This is a genomic window from Novosphingobium album (ex Liu et al. 2023), from assembly GCF_029076845.1.
GTDB lineage: Bacteria > Pseudomonadota > Alphaproteobacteria > Sphingomonadales > Sphingomonadaceae > Novosphingobium.
In genome coordinates this window covers 81,028-93,666 of sequence record NZ_JARESE010000041.1, presented here as the reverse complement: position 1 = coordinate 93,666, position 12,639 = coordinate 81,028, and the positions used below count along the sequence as shown (strand labels likewise).

Sequence of the window (12,639 nt, the reverse complement as noted above, 5' to 3'; positions counted from 1 at the left end):
TGAATCACAAATCAGCCCGCAAGGGAATCCCTCATCGATTCAAAGCGGTCGAAAACCGCTCTAATAATCGCACGCAGCGTTCCATCCCCCCGCATTTGGATATCGTCGGTCCTGAGCGCGACCAGCTCGGAGCGGCGCGTGAGCAAGTCGTAGCCAAGCGAGATCATCGCTCGGTTGCGCAGGCCCCATGGATCGTCCGGCTGTGCGGCCAGGCAGCGCTCCAGATAGTCGCGCGTCATGCCTTTCACCTGCTTCGGGCGGTTGAGTTTCGCGCGGCGAATCCTGCGCAATGTGATCGTAATCGCCTCGTCCCAGGTCGGGTCGGGCAGGCGCAGCAACCGGTGCACTTTGCGAATGGCGTAAAGCCGACGCCGCACCGAAGATGGGCAAAGGCTTTTCGCTTGGTCCTCAAGAAACGCACAGACCGTTTCGATCTCGGCTGGGAGCGCCGCCAGCCCCCTTTCCTCGCACCATTCAACAAACAACCGGACGTCGGTCAGGTAAGACTTGATCGTCGACGGCGCGAACGCGCCATCAAGGCGCTTGAATTCCGCTCGCCAGTCGTGTGTACGGAAGTTTGTGCTCGCACATGAATGGCTCATATGGTCTTTTTAGTATCATGAATGGTCACCTGTCAACGGTGACTGGTGTTCAAATTCGTTCGGCGCGATACGCGCTGCGGTGGAGTGTGAAAGACCTCGCGCAGCGTTCGCGCGTCAGCTCCAGCACCATTAAGCGGGCCGAACTGGAGGATGGCGTACCAAGCACAACTTCGGCCAACCTAGCAGCTCTTCAAGAAGCCCTCGAAGCAGCCGGTATCGAGTTCATCGGCTCACCCGATGACGCGCCTGGGATCCGCATCCATCCTCGCTCGACCAACTAAGCAGGCTTCATCCGTCGCCTGGTACATCATGCTTCGGAGACAAGATCCACTGCATTCCCCGAAAGAGAACCAGGACGGTGAGGCTCGCAACGCAATCCGCGAGCCAGTCGGCAAGCTCGGCATCGCGGTGGAGGGCCGGGATCATCTGCAGCACTTCGATCGCCGCACCTAGCGCTGCCATGGTTACGAACAGCGCAGCAAGGCTGCGCCGAGGAAATGCCAGCCTGGCCAGCAGGCTCAGTGTCGCAAAAGCGATCATGTGTTGAACCTTGTCGGACTCCACCGGGACAGCCGGAGGATGCGGCAACAGAGCCAAAATAAGGATCGCCGACAGGACGAGCCAGAACAATACCGACTTGAGAACGCGATTGGAACTTGTTCCGCTCATGGCAGATCGCACCATCCCACACCAAGGGCCATCCGAGTCCACACCGCCTACATTTCCTCGAATATCTTCTTGGTGTCACGGATGAGTTGGTTGACGTGACGCCGTAATCTCAGACTTTCGGCAGTGTAGAGCCCAGACTTAAGCGCGTTCTGATTGCCTTTTGGTGCGCCCGAGCCCTTGGCACCGCCATGCATGCGGCAACGTTTCTTACCTTTGACCGCAGGGGCCTCACAAGGCGTGCCGGCGCGGGTCTTGGCGCCGCAGCGAGGCGAGGAACGCATTGGCTCGGTATTGCGGAGATGCGAACTAACCACGGCGAGCACGCGAGCCAGCCTTGCGCGGCGTAGAAAGCTCGTCGATTGCGTTGGACTGCGGTTCGGCATGTTCGATCTGCGGCGGTGCGACCTTGCGCCTCTTTGGACCTGAGGCCGCACTCGTATCAACATTCCCGACAATCGCCTGACCACCAGCTGCCACGTTGACATGCTCGACCGTGACTTTCTGCTGCCCCTTGCCGCGATGCTTGTCGAGCGCGGCCAGCTGCTTGGCATAGAGGCTCATCAACCGCTGCGCATGGGTCAGGGCAGCGTTGCGTCCATCAAAGGTCTGCCCTGGAAGCATCGCGCGGCGAAGGCACTCGATGGCTGCATGGTGGGTGCCAACCATTTGGGCAGCGAGCATCGCCTCAATGCCGTCATCCGGTTCGATGCTCTCGAACAGGTCGATGGCCTTCAGGATCTTGGCGTGCTTTTGCTCCTCACTCAGGCCTTCCCCGAACCAAAGCAGGCCAGCAATCTCAGTGAGCTTTTCCTGCTCGACCTGGACCGCACTGCATTCTGCAACCTTGGCGAAGGAATAAAGCTTGTTGGGAGGATAGCGCTTCTCGAGCACCTTTTTGGGCGAGGCCCCGTCAGCTGCCTGATCCTTCTTGCGTGCCATGTTTACGCATGTGGGGATGCAATCGGCCTTGAGCAAGGCGAGGAATTCTACTGTGCATGGGGTTGTTTTGCATTTCTTGCTCACCTCCCCACCCCCGGGGGCACCGCAAACTGCCGATAACGCAACCCTCCACTTCGGATCAGTCGCGGATTGACTTGTGAGGGTGGTGTGAGAAGGTTTGAGTGATTGAAACCCCTGTGCGCATGCACAAGTGGAGTGTTTATGATGACCAAGGGAATTTGGCTGACTGCTGGCGTGGTTACGCTTGGGGTGGCGGTGCCGGCGCTGGCGGATGGTGGTGCGGCGAAGCCGTTTGTGAATGCGGCTCCGGCGACGGAAGGTGGCGCGCCGGAAGGGCAGACCACCGACGGGCAAGTGGCTGATGGGCAGACGCCCGCGCAGCCCAAGGTCAAGAAGAAGACCAATTTTCTTGGGTTGGGTGCGCTTGCGGCGTTGGCGGCTGGCGGGACGGCTGCGGCAGCGTCGGGCAACGGGAATGGGCCTGCCAGCCCTTGATGTGATCTGATGGCCATTGCGGGCGCCTGATGGCGCTTGGGCGAAGTATATTCAACGCGAAGCAGGCCGGAAACTATTGTTTCTGGCCTGCTTCGTTTTTGGCGTTCCGCCCAGTTTGTGTCGCTGCGATGATCGCTGCGCCTTGGGGCGGTTGATGCGACGCCCCTGGCAGAGCATCGGGCTGATGCCCGCCGAGACAAGCGTATTTCAGGTGTCCACCGGCGCGTGGGAATGCGCTCTGTTCCAGGGTCCCGGCTCCGCGCGTCTGGCTCATGACGCCGGGCAAACTCCCGCGATATCCGAAGGATTTTCAGCCCCTTTGGGGCTGTGCCCGAGCCCGGACCGGGGGTCATTCGGCTACGGTCCGCGGCGGTTGCATCGATATCTTGCGATTTGCCGTCGCACAGTCTCACCGAAATGGACTGTTTCTTCGCCGCGCGGGGTTTGGTCTCCGATATTTCAGCACATATTCTTCGTTCCCAAGGCACCGTAACGCACCCTCGGCTTTCACACGCTCACCGGATTGCCTGACCCGCCGGTCATGGCGTCCGCCAGCGCGAGCGCGCCTGCGGGGGCGTCGCTTTCCGTTGCCGGCTGCGTGGCCGTCGAGGCGGCGAGCGTGGTTTCGATCTGGTGGCGCATGGTATTCGCCATTTCGATGCGTTTGCCGATCGCGGGGTGCGTGGTTGCCAGATCGAGGAAGTCGAATTTGCCGACGTGGCGCAGGAGGCGTTCGGGGGCGGCCAGATCGTAGTGCGCGCTGGCCATCATTTCGACCGCCAGTTTGTCGGCCTCGATTTCGGTCTGCTTCACTTTGCCGGCGCCCAGGCCGAATTCGGCGAGCAGGGGGGAGAAATGGCCCAGCCGTTCGGCATGGCGCAGCGCGTTGTGTGCCATTTCGTGTGCGACCACGAAGGACAGTTCGGCATCGTCGCCAGCCATGGCCAGCATCCGCGTGGTCACTGCGACATATTTGCCGTCCGACCAGGCGTTGAGTTCCCCGCTGTTGACCAGCACGGGCTCGCCGCCGCAGGCCGCTTCGCCCGTCATGGTAACGTCGCGCTGGTCCGATCCGTGCCGGATGCGCAAAGTGGCGGGGCCGTCGCGCAACGCGGCCGAAAGAAAGTCCTCGAAGCGGGCGACGCGATCGTAGGAGCCGCGCGCGGCGATCGCGTCCGTGGCGAAATCGCGCAAGTCCGTGCCGTTCACCGCCACGATCTCGTCATCCGGGCGGATGCCGGCGTGGTCGGCGGGGCTGCCGGGGACGAACTTGCGCACGCCAAAGCCGTAAGTCAGGCCGCGCCGCTGGCTGATTGCGGCGCGCGTGCCGGCGTCATAGGCGCCGACATCATGCAGGATCATCCCGGTCAGCATCGCGGGCGCGGTGCAGCGCGCGGCATTGGCGGTGCCCAGGCGATAGGCGATCGCATGAAGGCGCAGTTCGTTGTCGATCGACCGGCCGGCTTGCGGCGCGGCATTGGCCTGCGCGATGCAGGGCAGAACGGCCAGCGCCGCGGCGCAACCGATCCCGAAGGCGCGCGTCCAGGCGCGCGCGCTGGCAAGTGCAAATGGCATTGTTGTGATTCCCGACCCGAAGTTTTGTCTTCCGGGCAGGTATCATCGAGGGATATAACAGGATCAGCCGGTCACGTTACGGAAATTTACCAAAAAACGCGACGGATTTGGCGATCTATAAAGAAAAAATGCTATATTAGGTTATACATGTCATGTAATAGTTATTTTGATTACTGCATGGACCCTTGCGAAGTCGCCTAATTTCGTGCTGGGTGAAATTAACCATGGCAAGCGCCGGTTTGCCCATCGGGCGGCGGTGCGGGGTGGCCAACTTCCTAACAGGCGCCAACTTCCTAACAGGCGTTGCCATCGGGCTCGGCCTCTGGCCTTGCCGCGTTCGGGCAGGGCGCGCGCTTCGCCGCCAGTCTCTCAGAAGCGCAGGCCCTGCGATACGGCGTAGGCGCAAGCCGCGGCTAGGACCACGCCGAGCGCGGCTTTCCATGGCGACCAGCGCAGATCGCTCGCTGCCTCGGTCGCGTCCAGCGCGCGGCGGCCGCTGACCATCGGGCGGATCAGGTTGCGGCGGTGCCAGACGAGATAGAACAGGATCGCCAGCACATGCAGCGCGATGAGCGCCAGCAGCACGTTGAACATCGCTTCGTGGACTTCGGCCGCCGCGCGTCCCTGGTCGAAGCTGACGTAATCGGCCAGCGGGCCTGATTCCAGCCCGTCCACATCCACCGCGAAAAGCCCCGCCGTCACCATCGCGGCGATCGCCGCCAGCAGCAGGATGACGCTCCATCCGCCAAGCGCGTTGTGCCCGTCGCTGCCCGCATAGGGGCGCCTGCCGATGTTGCGTGCATAGGCGAGCACCGCGCCCGGCCCGCGCACGAACTGCGCGAAGCGCGCCGTCCGGCTGCCGGCGAACCCCCAGAACAGGCGGAACACCAGCAGCGCCAGGATGCTGTAGCCCGACAGGCGATGCCAATCCATCTCGTGCTGTTCGCCGCTCCACCAGGAGAAGGCGATCAGCGCGACGAGCAGCCAGTGGAACAGCCGGACCGGGGCATCCCAGATCCGGGCAAAGCGCGGCGCGCTGGCGGACGCGGCGGTATCGGTCATGACGGCGGGCTCCGATGCGTCAGGTGTCGGCGCGGAACTGGCGGTGGCAGCTGGAGCAACTGGCGCCGGTGGCCTTGTATTGCGCGCGGATCGCGTCGGCGTTGCCGCCGCTGGTGGCGCCCACCAGCTTGTTGGCCTCGCCCAGCAGCTTGGTCATCTGGCCATCGAAGGTGGCGCGATCGGTCCAGATATTGGCCAGGGCCTCGGTCTTCACGCCGGAGGAGGGGCCGCTGCCGGCGGGGAACAGCTTGGGCTGCGCGCGCGCGGCGGCCAGCAGCGCCTTGGCCGCGCCAGCCATGGCCGCCTTGTTGGGCGCATCGGCCTTGAGCTGTTCGTTCAGCGTTTTCATCGCCGCGCCCATCTTCTTGAAATTGGCCTGCCGCGTGGCGATCGCGGTCTTGACGGCGGGCGAGGGCGCGGCCGCCGCCAGCGTGCCCGCCGTTACCAGCGCCGTGACGGCGGCGGCAACGACAAGGCCGATTTGCGTGAACTTGGGAGCCTTGGATCGAGTCATGCGAATATCCAGCGTGAGAGGTGTTGAAACGATGGGGCCGCGATCAGAGTCGCGGTGTCTGGGCTGCGTCAGGCCTTGTGCCCTGAGCGGCCACTGCGAGGCCAGCCCCTTTTTCACTGGCGGCCTCTTTCCCGGCACCGCCTTTCATGGCGCCCACCGCGAAAGCGGCGTCGAACAGGGCTTTCACCTCGCTCAGCCCGCCATCGGCGATCTGGGCGGCGGTGATGCCGCGCTTGTCCTGGATGTCCGCGCGCGCACCGTGCGCGGCCAGGATGCGCAGCATGGCACCCAGTTCGGGCTTGCTGCCGCTGAACAGCAGCCAGTGCAGCGGCGTGTCGCCATTCGCGTCCGCCACGTTGACATCGGGCGCGAGAGTGAGCGCATAGGCGAGCGCGGCGGCGCTGCCGCCCCTGGCCGCCGCGATGACGACATTGGCGCCGTTGTCCGCGACGAAGCCGGGCTGCGCGCCGGCATCCACCAGCAGCTTCATCACGGCCGCATGGCCGGCCTCGGCGGCCGAGAGCAGCGGCGGGGTAGGTGGCACCGGCGGCGGGGGTACGCCGAAATTGGCCTCCGTCACCCAGGTGATGCGCGAAGGGCCGGTCAGGCCATTGGCATCCGCGCCCCGCGCCAGCAGCAGCGCGACGAGCGCGGTATCGCCGCCGGCCGCCGCCGCGTGGAGCGGTTGGTTGCCGTTGCGGTCGCGCTCGGCCAGGTCGGCGCCGCGCTCCACCAGCATGGCGGCGGCGGCATAGTTCTTCTGGTAGAGCGCCAGCTGCGCCGCGCTGGTATTCTCCGGCCCGCGCCGGGCGGTGTCCGCGCCGGCCGCGATCAGCGCCTCGGTGGCGGCGGGCACCCCGCTCTTGATCGCGAAGAACAGCGGGGTGAAGCCGCCCGCCGAAACGCGGTTGATCCCCGCGCCCGCTTTCAGCAGCAGGGCGATGGTATCGGTCTTGCCGGCCGAAGCGGCCCACATCAGCGGCGTCTGCCCGCGCGCGTCGGCGGCGTCTGCTCTGGCCCCCATCGCCAGCATCCGCGCGACGGCATCGGCCGCGCCGAAGCGTGCGCAGACCGCCAGCGGCGTGGTGCCGTCGGGCGCGGTCGCTTTCACGCCGGCATGGGCATCCAATAGCTGCGTCACGATGGCCGGCTCGCCCAGCTCGCAGGCGAGTGCGAGCGGCGTTATCCCTTCGACATCGGCGGTGTTCGGCTTCGCCCCGGCGGCGAGCAGCGCGGCGACCATCGCCGGGTTCTGCGTATCGACCGCAAGGGCCAGCGGGCTCGCGCCGTAAGCCTGCGGCTGGTTGGGATCGGCATGGGCGGCCAGCGCGGCCTGCGCGCCCGCCACGTCGTTGGCGCCGATCGCCCGGGCCCGCGCGCCGTCGTCGCCGGCCGGGCGGGCCAGCACGGGGCCGCTCGCGGCCAGCAGCGCGGCGGCGGCCAGGATCGGAGCGGCCGCTTTACGCAAGCGCCAGTTCCCGGAGCGGCCCGGTGCTGTCGCCGAAGGACGCGGCCGGGACATCCAGCAGGTGCAGCCCGGCAAGCAGCAGGTTCGACATCGTCGTGCCCTTGGCCACCGCGACATGGCGATCGCCTTTCACAAGCCCGCCCGCGACGACGATCGGCAAGTCCATGTGATCGTGATCGTTGGGATCGCCAAAGGCGGAACCGCGGATCACCAGCGTGCGATCGAGCAGCGATCCTTCGCCGTCCCTCGTCTCGCGCATCCGCTTCAGGTAATAGGCGAAGTATTCCATGTGGTGCCGGTTGATCCGCGCCAGCTTGACGATCTTGTCCGGGTTCTTGCCGTGGTGGCTGAGCATGTGGTGCGAATCCGGCACCTCGATCTCGGGATAAGTGCGGTTGCTCAGCTCGCGCCCGATCATGAAGCTGCCCACGCGGGTGATGTCCGCCTGCATCGCCAGCACTTGCAGGTCGATCATCAGGCGCACGTGCTCGTCGAACGAATCCGGCATTCCCGCCGGGCGCTCCAGCGTCGCGGCCTGCGCGCCGCCGCCGGAAGCCCCGGCCCGCTGGATGCGCTTTTCGATGGCGCGGCTGGCTTCGAGATATTCGTCGAGCTTGCGGCGATCCTCGGCGCCAAGCTGGCCGGAAAGGCGCGCGGCATCGTCCATCACGAAATCGAGGATGCTCGATTGCCGGCGAAGCTGGGCCAGGCGGCTCTTCTCGTCCAGCGCGTCGCCATCGCCGAACAGCCGCTCGAACACGTCGCGCGGATTGGCGGTGACAGGCATCGGCACGGTGGGATTCATCCACGAGATGCCGTTGGTATAGGCGCAGCTATAGCCGATGTCGCAGCTTCCCAGCAGGCTCGCCTGATCGATGCCCAGTTCCAGCGAGCTGAGCTGCGTGGCATCGCCCAGGTGCCGGGCATAGACCTGGTCCATCGAGACCGCGCAACGGATGTCGCTGCCTTCGGTCTGGCGCACATGCGTGCCGGTAAGGAAGGCGGGGCAGGAGCGGCCGTGCCCGGCGGGCCGGTCGCCCATCGCGGCCGCCTGCGGATGGCCCAGCCCGGTGATCACCGCGATCTGGTCGCGGAACGGCTCCAGCGGCTGGAGCGTCGGCGTCATGGCAAAGCCGCTGCCCACGGTGGCGGGGCGGAAGCTTTCCATCATCATGCCGTTGGGCGAATAGAACACCTGCAGCCGCTTGGGCCGCGCGGCGATATCGGCCGCGCGGGCGCCGGGCATCATCGCTTCCAGGAACGGCAGGGCCATCGTCGTGCCAATCCCGCGCAGCACGGTGCGGCGGTTCAGTGGCTTGCGGGTGATCCTCATGACGCGCCAACCTTCATCTGTCAGGGGTCTTTCGCAGAGTGAAGGCATCGCTGGTGACGATGCCCTTGACGATGGTCTGGATGCGGTAGCCGTCGGCGGCGGCCTTGCGCGTGATCGCGCGGATCGCCGGCATGTCGCGCGAGCTGATCCCGCGCGCCAGCGCATAAGTCATCAGCCGTTCGGTGAAGGCCATGGTGAACTCGTCCTTGCGGTCCAGCAGGATCTGCTGGAGGCCGGTGAGCCCGGAGAACTGCGTGCCGTCGGGCATTTTCGCCGCAACGTCGATCATCTGGCCCGCGTCGCGCGTGCGATAGCCGCCGATCGCGTCGAAATTTTCGAGCGCGAAGCCCAGCGGGTCCATCTTCACATGGCAGGCGGCACAAGTCGGGTTGGTGCGGTGCAGTTCCAGTTGTTCGCGCGCGGTCAGCAGCCGGCCGTCGTGCGTTTCCTTCAGCGCGGGCACGTCGGGCGGCGGCGGGGGAGGGGGCGCGGCAAGCATGTTGTCGAGCACCCATTTGCCGCGCTTCACCACCGACGTGTGGTTGCCGTAGGACGTCACCGTCAGGATGCTGGCCTGCCCCAGCAATCCGCCGCGATGCCACGCCGGATCAAGGCTGACCTTGCGGAACGCGGTGCCGTTGACGCCGGGAATGCCGTAATGCTCGGCCAGCCGCTGGTTGAGGAAGGTGTAATCGGCGGCGATGAAATCGAGCACGCTGCGGTTGGTCTTCAGCACATAACTGAAGAACATCTCGGTCTCGCTGGCCATCGCCCCGCGCAGCCGCGTGTCGAAGCGCGGGAACACGGCGATATCGGGGCGCTGCTGGTCCAGATTGCGCAAGTACAGCCATTGCCCGGCGAAATTGGTGGTTAGCGCCGCGGCACGCGGATCGGCCAGCATCCGCGTGATCTGTGCGTCGAGTACGGCGGGGTCGCGCAGCCGGCCCTGCTCGGCCAGATCGAGCAGGGTATCGTCGGGAATGCTGCTCCACAGGAAGAACGAGAGGCGCGAGGCGAGTTCCAGGTCGCCGAGGCGATGGACGCTGCCCGGCGCGCTGCCTTGCGGGTCCTGCTCGACCAGGAAGAGGAAGTACGGCGAGACCAGGATCGCCTCGACCGCCGCTTCCACGCCATGCGCGAAATCCGATCCCGCGCGCTCGGCGGCATAGATGCGCAGCAGCGGGGCCAGGTCCGCCTCGGTCACGGGACGGCGATAGGCCCGGCGGGCCAGCGCGGCGACGATCTGGCGCGCGCAGGCTTCTTCCATCGCCGCGCGCCGGGGCCGGCACACAAAGATGCGCCGGCGGCTGGGGGTGTCGCCGGCGCCGGCGGCGGCGAAGGGGCCCGCCACCTCGATCTCCAGCACGTCGCGCGGGAAGTTCCGCTGCGAATAGCGCGGATGCATCCGGTAGGACGGCACGCCAAGCTGCCTGACGCGCGCGCCATCCACCCAGACGTCCAGCGGCAGCATCTTCGGCGGATCGAGCGGCAGCGGCACGACATCGAGCGTGTTGCGCAGCGTCTGCACGCTTTCGTCCGGCGCGATCTCGCGGCGGAACGACATGCCGATCACATGCGATCCGGCCTTGAGCGGCACGCGCAGGCTCACCTTGTCTTCGGCCAGCCGGTCGGTCTCGTTGTTGGTATTGGCGTTGAGATAGGCGCTGATCTCGTATTCGCCGTCATAGCGGGCGTAGTATCGGAACGCGCCGCCCCCGCGCGAGCCGAGCGGCAGCAGCTCGCTGGCCCGTTCGTTATAGGCGGGGCGGCCGGAATTCATCACCGAGCCGTCCTTGGGCACTTCATAGGTGGTGACGAATTCGCGCGTCGAGGTCAGCCCCGTCGCCAGCCGGCCGATCTTGCCGGCCACCGCGACATAGCGCTCCATCAGCGTGGGCGAGACGCTGAGCACATCGGCGATATTGTCGAAGCCATAGCCCGAATTGTCCTGCGGCAGCTCGCGGCTGAAATCGACGTTCAGCGCCAGCAGGTCGCGCACCGCATTGGCGTATTCGACGCGATTGAGCCGGCGGATCGTCGCCCGGCCGGGATCGGGATGCGCGGCGGCATAGGCATCGAGCGCGGTTTCCAGCCAGGCCAGGAAAGCCGCGCGCGTCGCGGGATCGGGCTGGGCCTTGCCATGCGGCGGCATCTCGTCCAGCCGGACGCGGCGCAGGATCTTCTCCCAGGCTTCGTTATGCCGGCCCTGGCCCAGGTCGGCGCGGCGCAAGTCCTCCACCGACAGCCTGGCGACCATGTCGATATCGTTGTGGCAGCGCGCGCAATACTGCTCAAGCATGGCCGGCGGCCCGGCTTCGGCGGCATCGGCGAACGCGGCGGGCCGCGGCTGGGCCGCATCGGCCGGCTCGTCCCCGCGCACGCTGGCGAAAAGCGACGCGGCGGTGACGAGCAGGCTGAGCGCAAGCGCGCTGCTGCCGATGGTGGGACGCCGCTTCAGGCTCATCATTTCCGATCCAGTTGTCCCGCCGGCCCGCCACCGCCGCCGCCGTCGCTGTCATCGCGCGGTGCGGCCGGGCTCGATCTTTCCCGACCCGGCGGGTGTGCCTGGAAGCCTTGCCTATCGAGGGGCCCTGTTGCCGTCCATTGCCATTAAAGGCACGGTGGGAGCGCAAAAATAGCGCGCCCCCGGCGCTGGCTCACCGGCCCGGCCGATGCCGGCGCGGGACGTGCGGCCACAGGGCCGCCACGCGGGGGCTGGCGGCGATCGGTTGTCTCATGTTAGCGGTGAATTTTTGCACGTTTCGAGGCTGGGATAACCGTCCGTCCAGGGAGTGGAGAGAGCGACAAGGTTGGAAAGAGTTGCATCATGAATCTGCGGCAGATTGAAGTATTCCACGCGGTCTATTCGGCAGGCTCGATCAGCGCGGCCTCGCGCCTGCTCAATGTCTCGCAGCCTTCGGTCAGCAAGGTGGTCAAGCATACCGAGACGTGCCTGGGCTTTTCGCTGTTCCGGCTGGTGCGCGGCCGTCTCGCGCCGACTGACGAGGCCCATGCCCTGTTCCGCGAGGTGGACGAACTGCACAAGCAGATCGCGGTGTTCCAGCGCACCGCGCGCAACTTGCGCACCATGGCCGAAGGGCACTTGCGGCTGGGCGTGCTGCCCTCGCTGTCGTTTTCGGTGACGCCGGCCAGCATCGCGCGTTTCCGCAGCCTGGCCCCGCGCGTGACGGTGGACGTGCGCGCGCTGCACCATGACGAGTTCCGCGCGGTGCTGACCTCGCGCGAGTGCGATTTCGTGATCGGCCACCACTTGCTGCAAGACCCGGACATCGCCGGCGTCTCGGTGGGGCAAGGCCGCGTGGGCGCGCTGATGAGCCGGGGCATGGCCGAGGACGAGAACGGCGAGATCGATCTGGAAACGCTGCAGCGCCATGAAGTGATCCGCTTCTCACCCAGCGTGGCGATCGCCGATCTGGTGGGGCAGGCCGCCTACAAGCTGGCCGCCGACGCCGGGCGCAGCGTGGTGGCGCATTCGGTCTATATCGCCGCCGCGCTGGCGAAGAACGGCGTGGGCGTGGCGATCGTCGACGAATTCACCGCGCAGGGCTTCGTCTCGCCGGACCTGTGCTTCCGGCCGGTGAAGCCGGCGGTGACGTTCGAGTTGAAGGCGCTGCACCTGGTGCGCCAGCCGCTGTCGCGGATCTCGCGCGCTTTTCTGGACGTGCAGCGGCAAGTGATCGCCGATGGCCTGCCGACGGACGCGCCGGCTTTGTAGGGCCGGGCCGGTGCCGCTCTGAAACGCGCTCTTCCGCGCATTTCCCAACAACCTCCCAATTATGCGCACCGCCTGGGCATGGCCGCGCGGCTTTGCGGCCGCAAGGCCATGCCCAAAGGTTATGGGCGTCGTAAATCACTGAAACGGCTCCCCTCTTGCGGCGACAGGCCATCACCGCCAAATAGGAAGAGCCGCTTTCGGGGGAATAAACCCGAGCCATTTGAG

Annotated in this window: 13 protein-coding genes; 3 read left to right on the top strand and 10 right to left on the bottom strand. The window is 66.0% G+C overall.

Annotated features, from left to right (window positions below):
* Positions 1-11: 11 nt before the first annotated feature.
* The gene (locus PYV00_RS12645) at positions 12-602 is read right to left on the bottom strand and encodes a tyrosine-type recombinase/integrase (protein ID WP_275228626.1); all 591 of its coding nucleotides are present in this window, start codon (positions 600-602) and stop codon (positions 12-14) included.
* Between PYV00_RS12645 and PYV00_RS12640 the strand changes: the two genes are divergently transcribed.
* Positions 590-883: a helix-turn-helix domain-containing protein gene (locus PYV00_RS12640; RefSeq protein WP_275228625.1), complete on the top strand. Its 294-nt coding sequence runs from the start codon at positions 590-592 to the stop codon at positions 881-883. The two genes, PYV00_RS12645 and PYV00_RS12640, sit on opposite strands and share 13 nt — an antisense overlap.
* Before the next feature lie 7 nt (positions 884-890).
* Here PYV00_RS12640 and PYV00_RS12635 read toward each other — a convergent pair whose 3' ends face one another.
* From PYV00_RS12635 to PYV00_RS12630, 3 genes are read right to left on the bottom strand one after another with little or no spacing between them, the layout of a single operon-like run.
* Positions 891-1,271: a hypothetical protein gene (locus PYV00_RS12635; RefSeq protein WP_275228624.1), complete on the bottom strand. Its 381-nt coding sequence runs from the start codon at positions 1,269-1,271 to the stop codon at positions 891-893.
* 47 nt (positions 1,272-1,318) lie between these two features.
* Positions 1,319-1,552, bottom strand: coding sequence for an HGGxSTG domain-containing protein (locus PYV00_RS24430; protein ID WP_428981633.1), 234 nt, complete (start codon positions 1,550-1,552; stop codon positions 1,319-1,321).
* Positions 1,553-1,577: 25 nt separating this feature from the next.
* Positions 1,578-2,210: a hypothetical protein gene (locus PYV00_RS12630; protein WP_275228623.1), complete on the bottom strand. Its 633-nt coding sequence runs from the start codon at positions 2,208-2,210 to the stop codon at positions 1,578-1,580.
* 225 nt (positions 2,211-2,435) lie between these two features.
* On the opposite strand from PYV00_RS12630, the gene PYV00_RS12625 reads away from it, so the two are divergent.
* On the top strand, positions 2,436-2,726 hold the full coding sequence (locus tag PYV00_RS12625) for a hypothetical protein (protein WP_275228622.1): 291 nt from the start codon (positions 2,436-2,438) through the stop codon (positions 2,724-2,726).
* Positions 2,727-3,233: 507 nt separating this feature from the next.
* On the opposite strand, the gene PYV00_RS12620 is transcribed toward PYV00_RS12625, so the two are convergent.
* The 6 genes from PYV00_RS12620 to PYV00_RS12595 all read right to left on the bottom strand — a co-directional run bounded on the left by PYV00_RS12620 (position 3,234) and on the right by PYV00_RS12595 (position 11,142).
* Positions 3,234-4,301 carry a M48 family metalloprotease gene (locus PYV00_RS12620; protein WP_275228621.1) on the bottom strand — a complete coding sequence of 356 codons (1,068 nt, stop codon included), beginning with the start codon at positions 4,299-4,301 and terminating at the stop codon, positions 3,234-3,236.
* A gap of 369 nt (positions 4,302-4,670) precedes the next feature.
* Positions 4,671-5,363 (bottom strand): cytochrome b/b6 domain-containing protein, encoded by a 693-nt coding sequence (locus tag PYV00_RS12615; protein WP_275228620.1) that lies wholly within the window; start codon positions 5,361-5,363, stop codon positions 4,671-4,673.
* 19 nt (positions 5,364-5,382) lie between these two features.
* Entirely contained in the window at positions 5,383-5,877 is a 495-nt protein-coding gene (locus PYV00_RS12610; protein ID WP_275228619.1) for a c-type cytochrome, read from the bottom strand.
* A gap of 43 nt (positions 5,878-5,920) precedes the next feature.
* Positions 5,921-7,345, bottom strand: coding sequence for an ankyrin repeat domain-containing protein (locus PYV00_RS12605; protein ID WP_275228618.1), 1,425 nt, complete (start codon positions 7,343-7,345; stop codon positions 5,921-5,923).
* Positions 7,338-8,678: a DUF1552 domain-containing protein gene (locus tag PYV00_RS12600; RefSeq protein WP_275228617.1), complete on the bottom strand. Its 1,341-nt coding sequence runs from the start codon at positions 8,676-8,678 to the stop codon at positions 7,338-7,340. The genes PYV00_RS12605 and PYV00_RS12600 overlap by 8 nt, the downstream gene beginning before the upstream one ends.
* A gap of 13 nt (positions 8,679-8,691) precedes the next feature.
* Positions 8,692-11,142 (bottom strand): DUF1592 domain-containing protein, encoded by a 2,451-nt coding sequence (locus PYV00_RS12595; RefSeq protein WP_275228616.1) that lies wholly within the window; start codon positions 11,140-11,142, stop codon positions 8,692-8,694.
* Positions 11,143-11,505: 363 nt separating this feature from the next.
* On the opposite strand from PYV00_RS12595, the gene PYV00_RS12590 reads away from it, so the two are divergent.
* Positions 11,506-12,414, top strand: a complete 909-nt coding sequence (locus PYV00_RS12590) for a LysR family transcriptional regulator (protein ID WP_275228615.1) — start codon at positions 11,506-11,508, stop codon at positions 12,412-12,414.
* Positions 12,415-12,639: the final 225 nt, after the last annotated feature.